Consider the following 19,992-nt stretch of genomic DNA (forward strand, 5'->3'; position numbering starts at 1 on the left):
CAGAGAGGACCGGCGTGCGCGAGCTGAGCGTTCCCCCCACCGCCACCGTGGGACCCGACGACGCCCTGACGGACATGATCAGCCGGAACGCGGCCGAGCACCCGACCGAGGTCGGGCTGCGCCGTCAGCGCGCGGGCCAGTGGGTCGACGTCACCCACGCCGAGTTCGCCGCCGAGGTGGCCGGGGTGGCGAAGGGGCTCGTCGCCGGGGGCGTGCAGGCCGGTGACCGGGTCGCCCTGATGGCCCGCACCCGGTACGAGTGGACGGTCCTGGACTACGCGATCTGGACCGCCGGCGCGGTCGTCGTCCCGGTCTACGAGACCTCCAGCCCCGACCAGGTCGCCTGGATCCTCGCCGACTCCGGCGCGCGGGCCATCGTCGTCGAGAGCGGCGAGCACGCCACGGCCGTCGAGTCGGTGCGCTCGGAGGTCCCGGAGCTCGGCCCCGTCTGGGTCCTCGACGACGGCGCGGTCGACACCCTCACCGCGGCCGGCGCCGACGTGCCCGACAGCGAGCTGACCGCCCGCCGGGCCACCCTCACCTCCAGCAGCCTGGCCACGCTGATCTACACCAGCGGCACCACCGGGCGGCCCAAGGGCTGCGAGCTCACCCACGCGAACTTCCTGTTCGAGATCCGCAACGGCATGACCCTGCTCGACCGGTTCATGAACCCCGACGGCTCGCTGCTGCTGTTCATCCCGCTGGCGCACGTGCTGGCCCGGGTCCTGCAGGTCGGGGCGATCAACACCCGCACGGTCATCGGCCACACCGCCGACGTGAAGGACCTGGTCGGTGACCTCGGCCGTTTCCAGCCGACGTTCGTGCTCGCCGTCCCCCGGGTGTTCGAGAAGGTCTACAACAGCGCCAAGGCCAAGGCGGAGGGCGACGGCAAGGGCAAGGTCTTCGACCGCGCCGCCCAGGTCGCCGTCGACTGGTCCCGCGCCCAGGACACCGGCGGCGCGGGCCTGGCGCTCAAGCTGCAGCACGCCCTGTTCGACCGGCTCGTCTACGGCAAGCTCCGCGCCGCCCTGGGCGGGCGCTGCTCGGGCGCCATCTCCGGCGGCGCCCCGCTGGGCGAGCGCCTGGGCCACTTCTTCCGCGGCATCGGCGTGACCATCTTCGAGGGCTACGGCCTGACCGAGACCACCGCCGCCGCGTCGGTCAACCACGATGCCGCCCTGCGGATCGGCACCGTCGGCCGCCCCCTGCCCGGGGTCGACGCCGCCATCGCCGAGGACGGCGAGGTGCTGCTGCGCGGCGGGATCGTCATGCGCGGCTACTGGAAGAACGAGCAGGCCACCGCCGAGGCCATCGACGCGGACGGCTGGTTCCACACCGGCGACATCGGTGAGCTGGACGCCCAGGGCTTCCTGCGGATCACCGGGCGCAAGAAGGAGATCCTGGTGACCGCGGGGGGCAAGAACGTCGCCCCCGCCGTCCTGGAGGACCGGCTGCGGGCGCACAAGCTGGTCAGCCAGTGCATCGTCGTCGGTGACCAGCGCCCCTTCATCGCCGCGCTGATCACCCTGGACGCCGAGGCGCTGCCGGCGTGGCTGAAGGCCCAGGGCAAGGACACCGCGCTCACCGCCAGCCAGCTGCGCGACGACCCCGACCTGCTCGCCGAGCTCGACGCGGCCGTCGCCGACGCCAACAAGGCGGTGTCGCAGGCCGAGGCGATCAAGAAGTTCCGGGTGCTCGGCGACGACTTCACCGAGGACAACGGGACGCTGACCCCGAGCCTGAAGCTCAAGCGGGCCGTGGTGATGAAGCAGTTCGGCGACGAGGTCGAGTCGCTCTACGCGCGCTGAGCCCAGGCTGCCCGGCCCCGCCCCTCAGCGTGCGGGGCCGAGCAGCCCGGCGAAGGTCTGCGCGATCGTCGTCCACGACCACCGCTCCTCCACCCAGGCCCGGCCGGCCGCGCCCATCGCCCGGCTGCGTGCCGGGTCGTCCAGCAGGTCGGCCAGCACCCGGGCGACCTCCGCCGGCGAACGCGGGTCGACCACGTGCCCGGTGACGCCCTCGCGCACCGTCTCCGGTGCACCCCCGGACGTGCCGGCCACCACCGGCCGGCCGCAGGCGGCTGCCTCGAGGAAGACCATGCCCAGCCCCTCGACGTCCAGCCCGCCCCGGCGGGTGCGGCAGGGCATGGCGAACACGTCCCCGGCCGCGTAGTACCCGGGCAGCTCCGCGGCGGGCACCCCACCGGTGAGGACGACGGAGCCGGTCAGCCCCCGGGCGGCCACGGCCCGGCGCAGCGCCGGCTCCAGCGGTCCCCCGCCGACGAGCAGCAGCCGGGCCCGCGGGTGCCGTGCGAGCACCTGCGACCAGCCCTCGACCAGCACGTCCTGGCCCTTGCGCGGCACCAGCCGGGAGACGCAGACGACCACCGGCGCGTCGCCCAGGCCGTGGCGCGCCCGCACCGCGGTGCCGTCGACGTCGGGGGTGAATCGGTCGACGTCCACCCCGGGTGACAGCTGCACCAGCCGCGTCCGGTCCGCCAGGGCGGGGGCCAACCGGTCCCGGGTCCAGTCGCTGATGTAGGTCACCACGTCCAGCCCGCCGGCGATCCGCTGCAGGACCTGCCGGGCGCCGGGCAGCGCCACCCAGCCGGTCTCGTGCCCGTGGGTCGCCCCGACCAGCCGCTGCACCCCCGCCCGGCGGAGCGCTGGGGCCATCAGCCCCAGCGGCGCGGCGGCCCCGAAGAAGACGGTGTCGCATCCGTGCTCGCGGGCCAGCCCGGCCGCGGTGCCGGTCGCTGCTGGGGTGGGCAGCAGCATCGACGTCCCGGCCCGCACCACCGGGTAGGGCAGCGTGGCGTCGTGCTCGGCCGCGCCGGGGTGGTCGGAGGCGAACACGACCAGCGAGTCCGGCGGCCGGGTGGCCAGGAGCGCCGCCACGAAGGTCTGGATGCCGCCCTGCCGGGGCGGGAAGTCGTTGGTGACCACGAGCGTGCGGTTCACCGGCCGTGCACCGCCGCCCAGTCCTCGGCGAAGGCGACCCGCTGCGGCACGGTCGGGTGCGACCCGAAGAACCACTGCCAGGCCGCCGGCGGGTCCGGGTCGTTGAGGTTGGCCGCGCCCAGCGACCGCTGCACCGCGATGAAGGACGTCGGGTCCTCGGTGAGGTCGAGTGCGTGCAGGTCGGCGCGGGCCTCGATGTGCCGGGACACCAGGTTCTGCACCGGCGTGGAGACCAGCGTGCCGGCCGCCAGCAGCAGCATGAGCAGGCCGACCACCTGCCCGTCGCCGGGCCCGGACGCCCCGGCCCGGCGCAGCAGCGGCGTGGCGGTCAGCAGCCAGCCGAGCAGCGCCGTCCCGGCCCCGGCCCCCAGCGCACCGATCAACGTGCCGGTCAGGACGTCGTCGTCGGCCACGTGTCCCAGCTCGTGCGCGGCGATCGACTCGATCTGCTCGTCGGGCAGCCGGTCCAGCAGCGTGTCGTAGACGACGATCCGCCGGGTGGAGCCGAACCCGGACACGTAGGCGTTCAGCGCGGTGGTGCGCCGGCTGGCGTCGGCCACCAGCACGTCCTCCACCGGGGTGCCGCTGCGCTCGGCCAGGGCCAGCAGCTCGGTGCGCAGCGGACTGGCCGGCATCGACTCGAACCGGTTGAACGCCGGCTCGATCACCAGCGGGTAGAGGAAGGAGCCGACCACCACGAGGGCCGCGGCGCCACCGCCGGCCCAGGCCCACCAGGTGCGCGGGGCGCGGCGGGCGAGGGCGACGATGGCCAGCAGGCCCACGGCGGTCAGACCCGCGGAGATGGCGGTGGAGGTGGCCACGTCGCGGGCCCACAGACCCCAGCCCCGGGTGGACAGCCCGTAGCGGTGCCGCACGACCTCGCCGTAGGCCGACAGCGGCAGGGTCGCCAGCCGGCCGATGACGGTGATGCCGACCACGCCCAGCAGCACCTGCCAGACCCAGCCACCCCCGAGCGGACGGGCCAGCGTCCGGGCCGTGGCCGCGCCGGCCCGGGTCAGCCCCAGCACCGCTGAGACCAGCAGGCCCAGCAGGAGCGAGGTCAGCGAGGCCGGTCGCAGCGCGGCGGCGAAGGCCTCGGCCCGAGCGATCTGGTCGGCGCTGAACACCGCCTCCGGGTCGACCGGTGTCCGGCCACCGGGCGGGCTGGGCAGCGGCTGCCACGGTGTCGCGACCAGGACCACCACGACGAGGGCGGCTCCCAGCACCCCGGCCACCAGCAGGGCGAGCCGACGAGTGCTGCACGGGTCCGGCGACGCACCGGAGGCGCTGCTCACGTGCGGCGGGTCGGACGGGTCCTCGGGCACACGCCGCCGAGCTTAGGCAGCCGTCCTGTGTCCCCGGCCGGTACCGGGCGGAGGTCCGGCGCCAGCTGAGGTCTGGCGCCGGCTGAGGTCCGGCGCCGGCCGGGCCGGTGGCGCGCTCCGGTCAGCCGATCAGCCGGCGGGCGCTCGCGTAGCCGGCCATGTCCACGCTGGAGACGATCACCGGCTGGCCGAAGGTCGAGGCGTGCACCATCTGCCCGTTGCCGATGTAGATGCCCACGTGGCTGACCGGGCTGTAGTAGAAGACCAGGTCGCCAGGCTGCAGCTGGCCCCGCGAGACGGGGGTGCCCATCCGGGACTGGCTGAGGCTGGAGTGCGGCAGGCTGATCCCGGCCGCGGCGTAGGAGTACTGGGTGAGACCGGAGCAGTCGAAGGCGTTCGGGCCGCCGGCGCCCCAGACGTAGGGGTCGCCCAGCTGGGCCAGGGCGGTGTCCACGACGGTCTGCGCCGCGTCGCTGGCGGCGACCACGGTCTCCGGGGCCTCCAGCACCGGCCCGGCGTGCTGCTCGACGACGGCCTGCTGCTGGACGACGCTGAGCGCCGCGTACTGGGCCTTGTAGTCGGAGATCTGCCCGCCGAGGTCGGCCTGCCGCGCGGTGATGTCCGTGAGGGTCTGCTCGGCGGTCGCGGCTGCGGCGTCGGCGTCGGCCTTGGCCTGCTGCGCGGTGGCCGCGGCGGCGGTGACCTGGGCGAGCACGTCGTTGGTGTGCCCGGCGATGGCGTCCAGCGTGGTGACCTGGGCGAGGAACTCGTCTGCCGAGCCGCTGGTCATGAGCGCGTTGAACCGGGAGAGGTTCTCCCCGGTGAACGCGCTGACCGCCACCTGGCGCATCTGCGCGTCCAGGGCGGTGAGCTGGGCCTGGGCCGCGGCGACGGCCTGCTCGGCGGCTGCGGCGGCCGCCCGCTGCTGCGCCAGCACCTCCTGGGCCTCGTTGAGCTGCTCGGTGACGACCTCCAGCTCGTGGGTGGCCTCGCTGGCCAGCCGGGTCGCCTCGTCCGCGCTGCCGGCCTGGACGGCGGGGGCGGCGGCGGCACTGCCCGGCAGCACGGCCAGGGTCAGGCTGGCGACGAGCCCGGTGAGCAGCCCGGTGCCGATCCGGCCGACGAGCCGGGTGCGGCGGGGACCGGCCGCGAGGTGGGCCTGCGCCGGCAGGGAGGCGGGCCGGACACGGTGCTGGGACGTCGCCACGGGCGGCGGGACTCCGTTTCGCAGTCGAGACCGCCGACCGGGTCAGCTCACGGGGCCGGGCGTGGAGACGCCCGGTCTGCGCGTCGTCGTCGACGCGTGCGCCCCGAGGTCGCGGAGCGCGTGAGACCCACTGCAGGACTGAGGTGGGCTCCCGGTCCAGCGGGCCGCCGAGGCGGCCCGGTGGTGCGGCGGTGCCCGTCCGGGGTCACCCTCTGTGGCGACGACATCCCGTTCGGACACGACGAACCTAAGTCCGTGACCGGATCGAGATGAAGACCCGTCAAACCCCCAATGCACCACAGCACCTGACGAATCACAGGGTTGAGATTCGTCAGCTCACGTGACGGTCGCCGCGAGTGGTCGCATCTTGATGGCGCAACGGCGGGACGAGGCCGAAGTCTGCCAACGCCCGCACCGCGTTCCGCTCGACGTCGTCCAGCTCCACGACCGGGCGGACGTCGTCGTCGGCGCCGCCCACCTCGGCAGCGGCGGCCACCCGGCCAGGCACCTCCCGGGCCGGCTCGCCCGCGCGCACGCCCGGACGGCGCCGGCTGAGGGGGACCACGGTGGGCTCGCTCCCCCACCCCGGCGGTGCGCCCAGCAGGACGGTCACGACGCAGTCGTCGCAGCCCTGACCGCGGACGGTGCAGGTGTCGCAGTCGATGAGCACGGCGGCTCTCCTTCTCTCTCGGATCCGGACGCCGCGGACGCTAGGAGCGGCCACCGACAGTTCTGCCCGACCGCCCGTCCTCCTCCCGGCCGGAACCGCCCCTCCCCGCCGGACCGGCGTGGCCTCCGGCGGACTGTCGGACCCCCGACCTAGCGTCCGGCTCGTGCCGTCCGTACCTGTTCCGCCTCGCCCGTCGACCGCGTCCGAGCGACCGCCGGCCACCTCGCCGGGGTGGCACCGGCTGGCCGCACCCGGGCACCCGGCGGCCGAGCGGCCACGGTTCGAGCAGGCCACGATCGAGGAGCTGGGCACCCCGCTGGCCGACGTCACCTTCGTGGTGGTCGACCTGGAGACCACCGGTGGCTCCCCGAAGGACAGCGCGATCACCGAGATCGGCGCGGTGAAGGTGCGCGGCGGTCAGGTGCTCGGCGAGTTCCAGACCCTGGTCGACCCGGGCCGGGAGATCCCGCCCTACATCAGCGTGCTGACCGGCATCACCTCCACCATGGTGGCCGCCGCCCCCCGCATCGACGGGGTGCTCCCGGCCTTCCTGGAGTTCGCCCGGGGCACCGTGCTGGTCGCCCACAACGCCCCGTTCGACCTCGGGTTCCTCCGGGCCGCGTGCGAGGCGACCGGCGTGGCCTGGCCGGCGTTCGCCTCGGTCGACACCGCCGTCCTGGCCCGTCGGCTGCTGACCCGCGACGAGGTGCCCAACTGCAAGCTGGCCACGCTCGCGCCCTACTTCTCCACGTCCACCCAGCCCTGCCACCGGGCCCTGGACGACGCCCGGGCGACCGTCGACGTCCTGCACGGCCTCTTCGAGCGGCTCGGCCCGCTCGGCATCACCTCCCTGGAGGAGCTGGTCGGGGTGACCCGGCAGGTCGACCCCCAGCGCCGGCGGAAGCGGCACCTGGCCGAGCACGTGCCCTCCGGCCCCGGGGTCTACGTCTTCCGCGGCCCCGGCGACGAGCCGCTGTACGTGGGCACCTCCGCCGACCTCCGCAGCCGGGTGCGCAGCTACTTCTCCGCCGGGGAGCAACGCAGCCGGATGACCGAGATGATCACGCTGGCCGAACGGATCGAGGCGCTGCCGTGCGCCCACGACCTGGAGGCCGCGGTGCGCGAGCTGCGGCTGATCGCCGAGCACAAACCGCGCTACAACCGCCGGTCCCGCTTCCCCGAACGGGCGCTGTGGGTCCGGCTGACCGACGAGCCCTTCCCCCGGCTCTCGGTGGTGCGCCGCGTGCGCCCGGGCGCCGGGGTCTTCCTCGGGCCGTTCCCCGACCGTCGCGCCGCGGACGCCGCGGTCGCCGCGGTGCACGAGTCGCTGCCGCTGCGGCAGTGCACGTCACGGCTCTCGCTCACCGTGCTCGGCACCGCGTGCGCCCTCGCCGGGATGGGCCGGTGCGGCGCGCCCTGCACCGGTCAGCAGAGCCGGGAGGAGTACGCCTCGGTGGCGTCGGTGTTCGCCGCCGCGGTCGACTCCGACCCCCGCGGCCTGGTCGCGCCGCTGCTCGCCCGGGTCGAGCGGCTGGCCGAGGAGGGGCGGTACGAGGACGCCGCGGTCCTCCGGGACAGGGTGGCCGTCCTGCTGCGGGCGGTGCACCGCAGGCAGCGCCTGGAGCTGCTGGCCGCCGTCCCCGAACTGGTGCTCGCCCGGCCCGACGGGTCCGGCGGCTGGCAGCTGTCGGTCGTCCGCCGCGGCCGACTGGTCGCCGCCGGCGTCGCCGAACGGGGCCGCTCGGTGCGCGGGCACCTGGCCGACCTGCTGGCCACCGCCGAGACCACGATCGGGCCGGAGGGTGAGCTGGCCGCCAGCGTCGACGAGACCGAGCTGGTGCTGCGCTGGATGGAGAAGCCGGGCACCCGGCTGGTCGACGTCACCGGCACGCTCGCCAGCCGCACGCCGGGCACCGGGCACTACCGCGACTTCCTCGCCCGGGTGGAGGCCGGCCGGGCCGAGCTCGACCCGTTCGCCGACCACCGCTCGCTGAGCACCCGCGCCCAGCCCGACCGGGTGGTGCCCGGCGCCGCGGCGCCGGCCGGCCGGCCCACCCCGCGGCGAGGACGGCGCGGCCGGGTCGCCGGCGGGCTAGCATCCCCGACGTGATCACCGCCATCGTGATGATCGATGCCGCCACCGACGCCATCGGCGAGGTCGCCGAGGCCGTCGCCGCACTGCCCGGCGTCAGCGAGGTGTACTCCGTGGCCGGCGACGTCGACCTGGTGGCGCTCGTCCGGGTGCACGAGTTCGAGGAGATCGCGCAGGTCATCGCCGGCCGGATCAACAAGGTGCCCAGTGTCGTCGACACCGCCACGCACATCGCCTTCCGCGCCTACTCGCGGCACGACCTGGAGGCGGCCTTCTCCATCGGCTTCGAACAGGCCGACTAGAGCCCGACCCGCGGGCGGGCCCGGGCGTCCGCTGCCCGTACCGGGCGTGCTCCCACCGGTGGGCGTGCCGCGACCGTCAGGCGCCGGCGTCGTCCCGCGCCGCGCGGCTGGCCTGGACCCACTCGTCCAGCTTCGCCGCGGCCCGGCCGTCGTCCACCGCGGTGGCAGCCCGCTGCAACCCCGCCTCCAGGGCGTCGTGCAGCCGGGCACCGGGCGCGTCGAAGGCAGCCAGCGCACCGGCCGCGTTCAGCAGCACCGCATCCCGCACCGGTCCCCGCTCTCCGGCGACCAGGCGCCGGACGACGTCGGCGTTGACCGCCGGGCCACCGCCCCGGAGCGCGCCGGGCGCGGAGACGGGCACGCCCAGTGCCGTCGGGTCCAGGCGCTCGGCCACGACCTCACCGTCCCGGACCACCCACACCGCGGAGGTCGTCGTGGTGGTGAGCTCGTCCAGCCCGTCGTCGCCGCGGAAGACCAGCGCCCGGGTGCCCCGGTCGGCCAGCACCTGGGCCAGCACCGGCGCCATCCGGGTGTCCGCGCAGCCGATCGCCGCGGCCACCGGCCGGGCCGGGTTGGTCAACGGCCCGAGGAAGTTGAAGACGGTGCCGATCCCCAGCTCCCGCCGAGGGGCGGCGGCGTGCCGCATGCCGGGGTGGAAGACCGGGGCGAAGAAGAAGCCGATGCCGGCGTCGCGGACGCACCGCGCCACCGCGGGAGCGGGCAGGTCGATCACCACGCCCAGCTCCTCGAGGACGTCGGCGGTGCCGGAGGCCGAGGACGCCGCCCGGTTGCCGTGCTTGGCCACCGGCACACCCGCCGCGGCGGTCACGATGGCCGCCATCGTCGAGATGTTGACCGTCTGCGCCCCGTCACCGCCGGTGCCGACGATGTCCACGCAGTCGACCGGCAACGCGACCGGGGTGGCCTGGTCGAGCATCGTGCCGGCCAGACCGGTGACCTCCTCGGGCGACTCGCCCTTGGCGCGCAGCGCGACGACGAAGCCGGCGACCTGAGCAGGGGTCGCCTCCCCGGTCATCACCTGGCGCATCGCCCAACGGGTGTCCTCGGCGGCGAGGTCCTCACCCCGGACGAGCCGGTTGAGCAGACCCGACCACGTCGGCTCCTGGGTGCCCACCGTTCAGCGACGGACGACGGGGCGCTGCGCCGTGCGCTCGCGCAGCAGCCCGGCGACCACGTCGGTGGCGGCCAGCGGGTCGATCGGGTAGGCGAGCGTGGCGTCGGCCATCGACCAGTGCGCCAACCACCTGTCGGCCTGCCGCGCGATCAGCACCACCAGCTTGGGGCAGTCGGCGACCTCGTGGGTGAGCTGCCGGCTGATGCCCATCCCCCCGGTCGGCTGGGCCTCGCCGTCGAGCACGCACAGGTCGATCCCACCGGCGTCGACGGCCGCGACGACCTCGTCGGCGGTGGCGCACTCCACGTACGTGACCGGACTCACGTCCGGGGCCGGGGAGCGCCCCAGCGCGGTCTGGACGGCGGCGCGGACCTCGGCCCGCTGGCTGAAGACCAGCACGGTGGCCGGTGCGGCGTCGACGCTCACCTGCGCGAGCCTAGTGCCCGCACCCGACCGGCCGGGCAACGCGCCGCACGGGCCTGTCCAGCGCACTCGTGCACGGCGCCCTCGACACGCGCCACGCCGCCCCACCCCACGTCGTGGGACGCCTGTACCGATGCCATGATGACCCGGTGACAACGGCCCCCGTGGCGAGCAGCACCTTCGACACCTCGCGGGTGCACTCCCTGACCCGACCGAACATGGTCAGCGTCGGCACGATCGTCTGGCTCGCCAGTGAGCTGATGTTCTTCGCCGGCCTGTTCGCCATGTACTTCACCGCGCGAGCCCGAGCCGAGGACGGCTGGCCCCCGGAGCCGACCGAGCTCAACGTGCCGTACGCGCTGTTCTTCACGCTGATCCTGGTCGCCTCCTCGGTGACCTGCCAGTACGGCGTGTTCGCGGCCGAGATCGGCAACGTCTACGGGCTCCGGCGCTGGTTCACCATCACCTTCGCGATGGGCCTGGTCTTCGTGCTCGGCCAGGGCTTCGAGTACCGCACCCTGGTGGTCGACCACGGCACGACCATCTCGTCGTCGGCGTACGGATCGGTCTTCTACCTGACCACCGGCTTCCACGCCCTGCACGTGATCGGCGGCCTCGTCGCCTTCCTCTTCGTGCTCATCCGGTCCACCATGGGCCGTTTCACGCCTGCCCAGGCGACCTCGGCCATCGTGGTGTCCTACTACTGGCACTTCGTCGACGTCGTGTGGGTCGGTCTCTTCGTCACGATCTACCTGATCAAGTAGGGAACCGGGTGTCCACCACGAACGCCTCGTCCGAAGCCCCCCTCGAGGGCGGCCGCCACGGCCTGCGCCGTCGCCGTCCGGCCGCCGGTTCCCCGGCGGCCGCGGCGCGCGACCGGCGCCGGAGCAAGCAGCGCCGTCGCCTGGCCAACATCGCCGGCCTGCTGGCCGCCCTGGTGCTGACCGGCGTGGGCTACTCCGCGCTCGCCCCCGGGGCCAGCGCCGCCGACGACTCGACGGGCAACCCGTCCAACGCCGTCGAGGCCGGCCGCGAGCTCTACACCCGCAGCTGCATCACCTGCCACGGCTCCAACCTGCAGGGCGTGCAGGACCGCGGCCCCTCGCTGATCGGGGTCGGCGAGGCCGCCGTCTACTTCCAGGTGCACACCGGCCGCATGCCGCTGGTCCGCCAGGAGGCCCAGGCCCCCGAGCGCCCCCCGATCTTCTCCGAGGAGGAGATCGACCAGCTGATGGCCTACATCCAGGAGAACGGTGGCGGCCCCACGCTGCCCTCCGGCGACCTGCGGGACGGCGACCTGGCCGAGGGCGGCGAGCTGTTCCGGCTCAACTGCGCCCAGTGCCACAACTTCACGGGCATGGGCGGTGCGCTCTCCTCCGGCAAGCGCGCTCCCTCGCTCCTGGACGCCAACGACCTGACCATCTACGCGGCCATGCTGTCCGGCCCGGAGAACATGCCGGTCTTCGGTGACAACCAGCTGACGCCGGACGAGAAGCGCTCGATCATCAACTACGTGCAGACGATCAAGGCCTCGGCCGACCCCGGCGGCGCCGGCATCGGCCGCGTCGGCCCGGTCGCCGAGGGCCTGGTCATGTGGACCGTGGGTGTCGGCGCCCTGCTCTTCGGGATCTTCTGGATGGGGACCAAGGCCCCGTGAGCCAGTTCCCGCACTCCCCCCTCAACCCCGCCCGTCGCGTACGGGCGACGATCGCCTCCGAGGAGACCGCGTGACCACCACCGAGCACGGTCCTGGCTCGGCCGGCGGGGACGCCACGTCCGGACCGCACCACGGCGGCCCGGACGCCGAGCACTCGCCCCAGCAGCTGGCGGCGATGGACCGCACCGAGCTGGACCGCCTGGGTGCCCGGTACGACGGCGTCGAGGTCCTGCACGTCGACCCCGTCGCCCCGCCCGGCTCCCCGCTGGACAAGAAGAACACCCGTCTGGTCACCCTGTGGTTCGCCCTGGCAGGCGTCTTCGCCGTCGCCTTCCTGGTGATCTACGCAGGCTCCGGTTGGTTCCTCCCCGACTGGGAGTGGGAGATCGGCGCCAGCACCTGGAGCGCCCTCTTCACCCCGCTGCTGGGTGCCACGATGGGCGCGTCGCTGATCTGCATCGGCGTGGGCCTGGTGCTCTACGTCAAGAAGCTGCTCCCGCACGAGACGGCCGTGCAGGACAAGCACGACGGCTCGCACTTCGACCGGGTCACCACCGGCGCGACGCTGATGAGCGGCCTGGACAACTCCGGCCTCCCCCGCCGCAAGGTGCTCCTGGGCACCATCGGCGTCATGGGCGCGGCCTTCGGCGCCATGCTGATCGCCCCGCTCGGCGGCCTCATCAAGAACCCGAACACGGGCAACCCCCTGGGCACCACGCCGTGGGCCGAGGGCGTGCGCCTGCTGCGCGAGGACGGCACCCCCGTCCGCCCCGGTGACCAGCAGGTCGGTTCGCTGGAGACGGTCTTCCCGGCCGTCGAGGGCGGCAACCGGGCCGCTGACGCGGCGGTCATGCTGATCCGCCTGCGTCCCGACCAGATGGCCACCCTGGTGACCGCCGAGGGCCGCGAGGACTACGGCTACGGCGACTACATCGCCTACTCCAAGATCTGCACCCACGCCGGCTGCCCGGTGTCGCTGTACGAGCAGGAGACCAGCCGGATCCTCTGCCCGTGCCACCAGTCGCAGTTCGACGTCACCCAGGGCGCGAAGCCGGTCTTCGGCCCGGCGACGCGGTCCCTGCCGCAGCTCCCCATCACCGTCGATGACGAGGGATACTTCAGGGCACGCGGCGACTTCCCCGAGCCCGTCGGACCCTCTTTCTGGAACATTGGGAGACTCGACTGATGGCGACCACCACGACGACGGCGCCGGGCCAGCCCACGACGCTCGTCGGCAAGGCGGCCCTGGAGGTCGACGATCGGTTGATCGTCGCCGGCCCGGTCCGCCGCACGCTCAACAAGGTCTTCCCGGACCACTGGTCGTTCCTGCTCGGCGAGATCGCGCTCTACGCGTTCGTCGTCCTGCTGCTGTCCGGGACGTACCTCACCTTCTTCTACGACGCGTCGATGACGGAGGTGACGTACGAGGGGTCCTACGCGGCCATGCGTGGCATCGAGATGTCCGCGGCCTTCGAGTCCTCGCTGGACATCTCCTTCGACGTCCGCGGCGGGCTGCTGATCCGCCAGATGCACCACTGGGCGGCGCTGCTGTTCGTGGCCGCGATCTGCATCCACCTGCTGCGCATCTTCTTCACCGGCGCGTTCCGCCGGCCGCGGGAGACCAACTGGTTCATCGGTGTCGCCCTGCTGGTGCTGGCCATGCTCGAGGGCTTCGCCGGCTACACCCTCCCCGACGACCTGCTGTCGGGCACCGGGCTCCGGATCTTCTCGGCGGTGTTCCTCTCGATCCCGGTGATCGGGACGTGGGTCTACTTCACCGTCTTCGGCGGCGACTTCCCCGGTGAGCTGATCATCGGCCGGCTCTACATCCTGCACGTGCTGATCATCCCGGCCATCCTGCTGGCGCTGATCGCGCTCCACCTGCTGATCCTGGTGAAGCAGAAGCACACGCAGTTCCCGGGCGCCGGTCGGACCGAGCACAACGTCGTCGGCAACCGGCTGTTCCCGACCTTCGCCGGCAAGGCGACCGCACTGTTCTTCATCGTCTTCGGCCTCTGCGCCGCACTCGGTGGCCTGGTGCAGATCAACCCGTTCTGGCTGTTCGGGCCCTACAACCCGGCGCAGGTGTCGGCCGGGTCCCAGCCCGACTGGTACATCGGTTTCGTCGACGGTGGTTCCCGCATCTTCCCGCCGTGGGAGATCGTGCTGTGGGGCTACCACATCCCGCCGGTCCTCTGGGGCGCCCTGGGCATCCCGGGCATCATGTTCACCCTGCTCGCGCTCTACCCGATCATCGAGCGCAGGCTGACCGGCGACACGGCGAGCCACCACCTGCTCCAGCGCCCCCGCGACGTCCCGGTGCGCACCTCGCTGGGCACGATGGCGATCACCGCCTACGTGGTGCTCTGGATCTCCGGCGGCAACGACGTCATCGCCGAGAAGTTCGACATCAGCCTCAACGCGATGACGTGGTTCGGCCGGATCGGCTTCCTGGTCCTCCCCCCGATCGCCTACTGGATCACCTACCGGATCTGCCTGGGCCTCGAGCGGCACGACCGCGAGGTGCTCGAGCACGGCATCGAGACCGGCGTCATCCGCCGGCTGCCGAGCGGTGAGTTCATCGAGGTCCACCAGCCGCTGGGCCCGGTCGACGCGCACGGCCACGGTCAGCTGGCCTACGGCGGCGCCTCGGTGCCGAAGAAGATGAACCAGGTCGGTGGCGCTCGCCGGGCGATCCGGGGCTTCTTCTCCCCCATCGAGGAGCCGGCCGAGGTGCAGCGCCAGGCCGAGCTGGAGGCCCGGGGCCTGGAGTCCGAGCAGGCCGGCCGCGAGCTCACCGGCTCCGGTCGCCCCAGCGAGGGTGGTCGGCCGTCCGAGGGCGGGCGACCCCAGCAGGAGCCACGCGACTGACCCAGCACCACCCAGCAAGGGCCTCGGCGGCATCGTCCGCCGGGGCCCTTGCTCGTTTCCCCGGGCGACTGCCGCCCGACACGCCCCCGAGGCCACTTGAGGGCACCTACGGCCTCCCGTCCGCGGACGACGCCCACCCGCCGAGCTGGCGGGCTCGGGCGCCGGCCCGGTCAGCTCACCGGCTCAACCCTGCTCGAGCCAGTCCGGCGGCTCAGCCGACCTCTGCCCGATGGTGGCCCGGTGTCCACGCGCGGCCGCCCGGTTGCGGTGCAGACCGCGGCCGTGGCCCGGCCGGGCGACCTCCACCGCGACGCCGGCCGGTGCGACTGAGCTCCCCGAGCCCCTCGAGGCGACGGAACCGACCAGAGCCCTCGATCTCCTCCGTTGCCGGGCCCATGCCGTCGACATCGACATGGCCCGGCGGCGGGACGCCGTCGACGTCGCCATCACCCGGCGGCGGGACCACGGCTCGCCGGTCGACTCCCGGACGCACCGCGCCCAGGGCGGCCGCGCACCCCTCGGCGCTCCGGTCGGCGTCGACGCCGCACGCACGGTCCACCAGGGCGTGGTGCGCGGCCGGAGGCGCGACCCCAGCTGGCCCGCGCGATCCGGACTCGATCGCCTCCCCGCCGGCCGGATCGACGATCGGCAGCCGCTCCCCCGTCCCATCGGGTCGCCTCGGAACGGGTGTTGCTGACACAGACGCTGGGCCAGGACCCACGGGGACCTCGGAACCGGTGTCCGCTGGTGCACCGGTCAGGTCGGCCGTCCAGCCGGGCCCTCACCGGGCCGGCCACGCCCCACTCGCCGCGGTTCGCCCAGTCGCGCGCTCGGAGCCTCTCCGCGGCTACGGGCGTCTCAGCAACGGCGCGACTCGTGAGCCCTGCATGCGCCGGGCGCGCCCGGGAGGCTGGCCATCCCTGCCCCAGACACACGACGGGGCCCCTCCCAGGAGTGGGAGGGGCCCCGTCGGGCGGGCGGGAGGCGTCAGCTGTGCGCGTTCTGCCCCACGTAGTACTCGAACAGCAGCCCACCGATGGTCAGCAGCAGGAAGGCACCGGCCATCAGGACCAGCCACGGGTACCAGAACGCCAGCGCCAGGCCCATCAGCGCGGCCGAGAAGGCCAGGCCGAAGGGCCAGTAGCTCGCCGGGCTGAAGAAGCCCAGCTCGCCGGCGCCATCGGCGATCTCGGCGTCCTTGCGGTCCTCGGGACGGGCGTCGATGCGCCGGCTGACGAACCAGAAGAACCCACCGATCAGCGCCGTCAGGCCACCGGACAGGGCGAGCGCCGTGGTGCCGATCGGCTCGCGCGCCCAGATGCCGTACACGAACGCAGCCACGATGCAGAACACCGTCAGCAAGTTGAAGATGAGCGCTTCGACCTTCACGGCCGCTCCTCCTGGTCCTGCGGGATGGTCGGGTCAGTCATCGGAGGCAACAGCCTGCTGGCCGCCGGTGGGCAGCGGGACCGTGCTCGTCGCCGCGCCCGGCTGACCGATGCTCTCGAGCGCGTCGTACGTCGACAGGCCGTCGAGGCGGGCGTCCAGGTAGTCCTCGTAGTCCTCGGCACTGACCGAGCGGACCTCGAAGTTCATGTACGCGTGGTACGTGCCGCACAGCTCGGCGCAACGCCCGACGTAGGCCCCCTGCTCGCGGACGGTGACCTCGAAGACGTTGTCCCGGCCGTTCTCGTTGCCCGGGATGGCGTCGAGCTTGAAGAGGAACTCGGGCACCCAGAACGAGTGGATGACGTCGGCCGAGGCGAGCTCGAACCGGATCGTCTGGTCGACCGGGAGCACCAGGATCGGGATCTCGGTGGTGCTGCCGACGGTGGACACCGGCTCACCACCGTTCTCGTCGGTGGTGTCCGGGTAGACGAACTGCCAGTTCCACTTGAAGGCGTTCACCGCGACCGTGACGTCGGGCTCCGCGCTGCGCTCCATCACCCGGTTCTGCGTGTTCACCGTGAAGAAGAAGAGCACCGCGATGATCACGAACGGGATGACGGTGTAGACGACCTCCAACGGGAGGTTGTAGGCCGTCTGGCGCGGGAGCTCGTCACCGCGCTTGCGGTACCGGATGGCCGCGTAGGCGATGAGGATCCACACCGCGATGCCGACCACCAGGGCCGCGATCGTCGAACCGATCCACAACTGGTGCATCTCGCGGGCCTCGTCGGTGATGCCGTCCGGCCATCCCCAACTGAGCCAACTGCCCGTGACATCACACCCGCTGAGCGTCAGAGCACCCAGGAGACCGAGCCCGGCGACCTTCGCCAGCTTGCTGCGTCGAGCCACTGCCCGCTGCCTCCTCATCCCCCGCGTGGCGGCGCCACGCGGTCTCACCGGCGGGCGCTCCTCGGTTCCCCGACAGGCTCTGCCCACCCCGACCACAGTCTCGCCGAGACTAGCCGACCCCGCCTGTCGTCCCGGTGGCGGGCGGACCGTCCCGGCGGGTCGCCGACCGGGCTGGTCGGATGGGCCACGGGGCGTCCACCGACCGACGCAGGTGTGCGCGCCGCCTCCCCCGGGACGGCGCCGTCAGGAGCCCGGCGACGGTTAGAGTCAGGGCGTGTACTCCCGCCTGCTCACCGTCCGGTGGATGCTGATGCACCTGCTGGTGGCGGCGCTCTTCGTGGCGACCTTCTTCCTCGGCAACTGGCAGCTGAGCAAGGCCGAGGACGGCGGTGGACCGGTCAACTGGAGCTACGCGCTGCAGTGGCCGCTGTACGGCCTCATGGGCCTGTGGTTCTACCTGCGCATGTGCCGCGACGAGGCGAACCGCGACCCGGCCGACGACGAGCCGGGCAACGCCGTCGTCCTCTACCAGCGCCCCCGCATCGACACCACGGGCGACCCGGAGCTGGCCGCCTACAACGCCTACCTGGCCGAGCTGAACGCCAAGGCCCTCGGGCAGGAGGTGCCCCGTGGCCGCTGACACCAGCACGATCGCCCCAAAGGTGGCCTCGTCACTGGGCCGGTACCGGGTGATGGCGTACGTCGTCGGCGTCATGCTGCTGGTCCTGGTGCTCGTCGCGATGCCGCTGCGCTACCTGGCCGACGTCCCCGAGGTCTCCGCGGTCGTCTCGCCGATCCACGGGTTCCTGTTCATCGTCTACCTGGCCACCGCGTTCGACCTGGCCCTGAAGGCGCGCTTCACCGCCAAGGGCACCGTCCTGGTCCTGCTGGCCGGCGTCGTCCCGTTCGTGTCGTTCTGGGCCGAGCGGCGGGTGACGGCGCGAGTGCGCGCCGGCCAGCCGCTCTGACCGTCCTCCCCCGCCTCCCACCACCTGGAGACCTCCCGCATGTGCGGCCTGCTGGCCTACCTGTCCACCGATGCCGAACGGGTCGACGAGCAGACGGTCTCCGGGGTGCAGCACGCGCTGCGCTGCCTGCGGCACCGCGGCCCGGACGACCGGGAGACCTGGTCGGACCCGCACGCGGTGCTCGGCTTCAACCGGCTGGCCTTCATCGACATCGAGGGCAGCCCGCAGCCGATGCCCTACGCCGAGGGCCGGTACCGGATCGTCTTCAACGGCGAGATCTACAACTACCTGGAGCTGCGCGAGGAGCTGAAGGCCGCCGGCGCGACCTTCGCCACCGAGGGCGACACCGAGGCGATCGTCGCCGGGTTCCACCTGTGGGGCGAGGCGGTCGTCCCGCGGCTGCGCGGGATGTTCGCCTTCGTCATCTGGGACACCCGGACCGGGACGGCGTTCGGCGCCCGGGACGCCTTCGGGATCAAGCCGCTGTTCACCGCCCGCCTGGCCGACGGCGGCCTGGTGTTCAGCTCGGAGAAGAAGGCGCTGCTCGAGCTGCTCGGCGGCACCCCCGGCGCGGGCGGGGTCGACCCGGCCTCGCTGCAGCACTACCTCACGCTCCAGTACGTCCCCGAGCCGGCCACGCTGCACCGGGGCATCCGGCGGATCGAGAGCGGCACCAGCTTCACCGTCGCGGACGGCGAGCTGCACACGAAGCGCTGGTTCCACCCGACCTTCGCGCCGAAGCCGGTCACCCCGGGGTCGGAGCAGGCGCTGTTCGACCGGATCGCCGAGGTGCTGGACGACTCGGTGGCCAAGCACATGCGCGCCGACGTCACCGTCGGGTCGTTCCTCTCCAGCGGGATCGACTCCACCGCCGTCGCCGCCCTGGCGCACAAGTACAACCGCGACCTGGTCACCTTCACCGTCGGCTTCCAGCGCGAGGCCACCTCGGAGGTCGACATCGCCGCGGAGTCGGCCCGGATCCTGGGCGTCCGGCACGTCCCGGTGGAGATCACCGCCCAGGAGTTCGCCGACGCGATCCCCACCGTCGTCTGGTACCTGGACGACCCGGTCGCCGACCCGGCGCTCGTGCCGCTGTACTTCGTGGCCCGCGAGGCGCGCAAGCACGTGAAGGTGGTGCTCTCCGGCGAGGGGGCCGACGAGCTGTTCGGCGGCTACACCATCTACCGCGAGCCGCTGAGCCTCGCCTGGGCCTCGAAGCTGCCGGCCGCCGGACGGCGGGCGCTGGGCGGGCTGTCCCGGTTGGTCCCCGAGGGCGTGCGCGGGCAGGACCTGCTCCGGCGCGCCTCGATCCCGCTCGAGGAGCGGTACTACGGCAACGCCCGCAACCTCAACGCCGAGGAGCTCGCCCAGCTGCTGCCCGGCCGTGACCCCGACCTCTCGCACGTCACGGTCACCGAGGCCCTCTACCGGCAGACCCGCGAGGCCGGCTACGACGACGTCACGGCGATGCAGTACGTCGACCTCTTCACCTGGCTGCGCGGGGACATCCTGGTGAAGGCCGACAAGATGACGATGGCCAACTCCCTGGAGCTGCGGGTCCCGTTCCTCGACCCCGAGGTCTTCGCCCTGGCCAGCAGCCTGCCGCTGGAGATGCGGGTGCCCCGGCGCGGGGACGCGACGAAGTACGCGCTGCGTCAGGCGATGCGGCAGATCGTGCCGCCGAAGATCATGAACCGGCGCAAGCTGGGCTTCCCGGTGCCGACGGCGGAGTTCCTGGCCGGACCGCTGCACGAGTGGGCGCGGGACATCGTGACCGCCAGCCAGACCGACGAGTGGCTCGACCGCGACCACGTCCTCGGCCTGCTGGCCCGGCTGCGCGAGGCCGACGTGCCGAGCAAGCGCATCGCCCGGCAGGTGTGGGAGGTGCTGGTGTTCATGATCTGGCACGGCATCTTCGTCGAGGAGCGGATCACCCCGGAGATCCCCGAGCCGGTCTACCCGGTCCGCCTGTGACCGGCCGCCGGCGAGCCGGTCTGGTCGCCGCCCTGGCGGCGGTTGGGCTGCTCGCCGGCTGTTCCACGGACGACGGGGTCTGCCCGGACGACCCGAGCGCCTGTGCCGGA

General features: G+C 73.2%; 18 protein-coding genes. 10 read left to right on the top strand and 8 right to left on the bottom strand.

The window, feature by feature from the left end; genetic code table 11:
* Positions 1 to 14: 14 nt before the first annotated feature.
* Positions 15 to 1,808 carry an AMP-dependent synthetase/ligase gene (locus tag ACJTNH_RS01090; protein WP_458172374.1) on the top strand — a complete coding sequence of 598 codons (1,794 nt, stop codon included), beginning with the start codon at positions 15 to 17 and terminating at the stop codon, positions 1,806 to 1,808.
* Positions 1,809 to 1,832: 24 nt separating this feature from the next.
* On the opposite strand, the gene ACJTNH_RS01095 is transcribed toward ACJTNH_RS01090, so the two are convergent.
* From ACJTNH_RS01095 to ACJTNH_RS01110, 4 genes are all read right to left on the bottom strand, one after another.
* Positions 1,833 to 2,960, bottom strand: a complete 1,128-nt coding sequence (locus tag ACJTNH_RS01095; RefSeq protein ID WP_458172375.1) for a glycosyltransferase family 4 protein — start codon at positions 2,958 to 2,960, stop codon at positions 1,833 to 1,835.
* Entirely contained in the window at positions 2,957 to 4,255 is a 1,299-nt protein-coding gene (locus tag ACJTNH_RS01100; RefSeq protein WP_458172377.1) for a M48 family metallopeptidase, read from the bottom strand. Before ACJTNH_RS01100 ends, ACJTNH_RS01095 begins: the two co-directional genes overlap by 4 nt.
* Before the next feature lie 151 nt (positions 4,256 to 4,406).
* The gene (locus ACJTNH_RS01105; RefSeq protein WP_458172378.1) at positions 4,407 to 5,492 is read right to left on the bottom strand and encodes a C40 family peptidase; all 1,086 of its coding nucleotides are present in this window, start codon (positions 5,490 to 5,492) and stop codon (positions 4,407 to 4,409) included.
* 331 nt (positions 5,493 to 5,823) lie between these two features.
* Complete coding sequence (locus ACJTNH_RS01110) at positions 5,824 to 6,162, bottom strand: hypothetical protein (RefSeq protein WP_458172380.1); 339 nt, start codon at positions 6,160 to 6,162, stop codon at positions 5,824 to 5,826.
* Between the two features lie 163 nt (positions 6,163 to 6,325).
* Between ACJTNH_RS01110 and ACJTNH_RS01115 the strand changes: the two genes are divergently transcribed.
* Positions 6,326 to 8,272: a DEDD exonuclease domain-containing protein gene (locus ACJTNH_RS01115; protein WP_458172381.1), complete on the top strand. Its 1,947-nt coding sequence runs from the start codon at positions 6,326 to 6,328 to the stop codon at positions 8,270 to 8,272.
* Entirely contained in the window at positions 8,269 to 8,556 is a 288-nt protein-coding gene (locus tag ACJTNH_RS01120; protein ID WP_458172383.1) for an Lrp/AsnC family transcriptional regulator, read from the top strand. The genes ACJTNH_RS01115 and ACJTNH_RS01120 overlap by 4 nt, the downstream gene beginning before the upstream one ends.
* 76 nt (positions 8,557 to 8,632) lie before the next feature.
* Here the strand turns inward: ACJTNH_RS01120 and trpD are convergent, their stop codons facing one another.
* Together trpD and ACJTNH_RS01130 are read right to left on the bottom strand one after the other, a co-directional pair.
* Positions 8,633 to 9,691: an anthranilate phosphoribosyltransferase gene (gene trpD / locus ACJTNH_RS01125; protein WP_458172385.1), complete on the bottom strand. Its 1,059-nt coding sequence runs from the start codon at positions 9,689 to 9,691 to the stop codon at positions 8,633 to 8,635.
* A gap of 3 nt (positions 9,692 to 9,694) precedes the next feature.
* Positions 9,695 to 10,117, bottom strand: a complete 423-nt coding sequence (locus ACJTNH_RS01130; protein WP_458172387.1) for a hypothetical protein — start codon at positions 10,115 to 10,117, stop codon at positions 9,695 to 9,697.
* 161 nt (positions 10,118 to 10,278) lie between these two features.
* Here ACJTNH_RS01130 and ctaE point away from each other — a divergent pair, with 161 nt between their 5' ends.
* From ctaE to qcrB, 4 genes are all read left to right on the top strand, one after another.
* Positions 10,279 to 10,878 (top strand): aa3-type cytochrome oxidase subunit III, encoded by a 600-nt coding sequence (gene ctaE / locus ACJTNH_RS01135; RefSeq protein ID WP_458172388.1) that lies wholly within the window; start codon positions 10,279 to 10,281, stop codon positions 10,876 to 10,878.
* A gap of 8 nt (positions 10,879 to 10,886) precedes the next feature.
* Entirely contained in the window at positions 10,887 to 11,771 is an 885-nt protein-coding gene (gene qcrC, locus ACJTNH_RS01140; protein WP_458172389.1) for a cytochrome bc1 complex diheme cytochrome c subunit, read from the top strand.
* Between the two features lie 70 nt (positions 11,772 to 11,841).
* A complete protein-coding gene (gene qcrA / locus ACJTNH_RS01145) occupies positions 11,842 to 12,957 on the top strand; it encodes a cytochrome bc1 complex Rieske iron-sulfur subunit (protein ID WP_458172390.1) in 1,116 nt (371 codons plus the stop codon).
* Positions 12,957 to 14,642, top strand: coding sequence for a cytochrome bc1 complex cytochrome b subunit (gene qcrB, locus ACJTNH_RS01150; protein WP_458172392.1), 1,686 nt, complete (start codon positions 12,957 to 12,959; stop codon positions 14,640 to 14,642). The genes qcrA and qcrB overlap by 1 nt, the downstream gene beginning before the upstream one ends.
* A gap of 987 nt (positions 14,643 to 15,629) precedes the next feature.
* Here qcrB and ACJTNH_RS01155 read toward each other — a convergent pair.
* Both ACJTNH_RS01155 and ctaC read right to left on the bottom strand, forming a co-directional pair.
* Positions 15,630 to 16,031, bottom strand: a complete 402-nt coding sequence (locus ACJTNH_RS01155; protein WP_458172394.1) for a cytochrome c oxidase subunit 4 — start codon at positions 16,029 to 16,031, stop codon at positions 15,630 to 15,632.
* Positions 16,032 to 16,064: 33 nt separating this feature from the next.
* Positions 16,065 to 16,958, bottom strand: a complete 894-nt coding sequence (ctaC, locus tag ACJTNH_RS01160; protein WP_458172395.1) for an aa3-type cytochrome oxidase subunit II — start codon at positions 16,956 to 16,958, stop codon at positions 16,065 to 16,067.
* A 256-nt stretch (positions 16,959 to 17,214) separates the two neighbouring features.
* On the opposite strand from ctaC, the gene ACJTNH_RS01165 reads away from it, so the two are divergent.
* From ACJTNH_RS01165 to asnB, 3 genes are read left to right on the top strand one after another with little or no spacing between them, the layout of a single operon-like run.
* Positions 17,215 to 17,580, top strand: coding sequence for a metalloprotease (locus tag ACJTNH_RS01165; protein ID WP_458172397.1), 366 nt, complete (start codon positions 17,215 to 17,217; stop codon positions 17,578 to 17,580).
* Positions 17,570 to 17,908, top strand: a complete 339-nt coding sequence (locus ACJTNH_RS01170; protein ID WP_458172399.1) for a DUF3817 domain-containing protein — start codon at positions 17,570 to 17,572, stop codon at positions 17,906 to 17,908. The genes ACJTNH_RS01165 and ACJTNH_RS01170 overlap by 11 nt, the downstream gene beginning before the upstream one ends.
* A 39-nt stretch (positions 17,909 to 17,947) precedes the next feature.
* Complete coding sequence (gene asnB / locus ACJTNH_RS01175) at positions 17,948 to 19,882, top strand: asparagine synthase (glutamine-hydrolyzing) (RefSeq protein WP_458172400.1); 1,935 nt, start codon at positions 17,948 to 17,950, stop codon at positions 19,880 to 19,882.
* Positions 19,883 to 19,992 lie beyond the last annotated feature (110 nt).

This window comes from Modestobacter lacusdianchii (genome assembly GCF_054177765.1).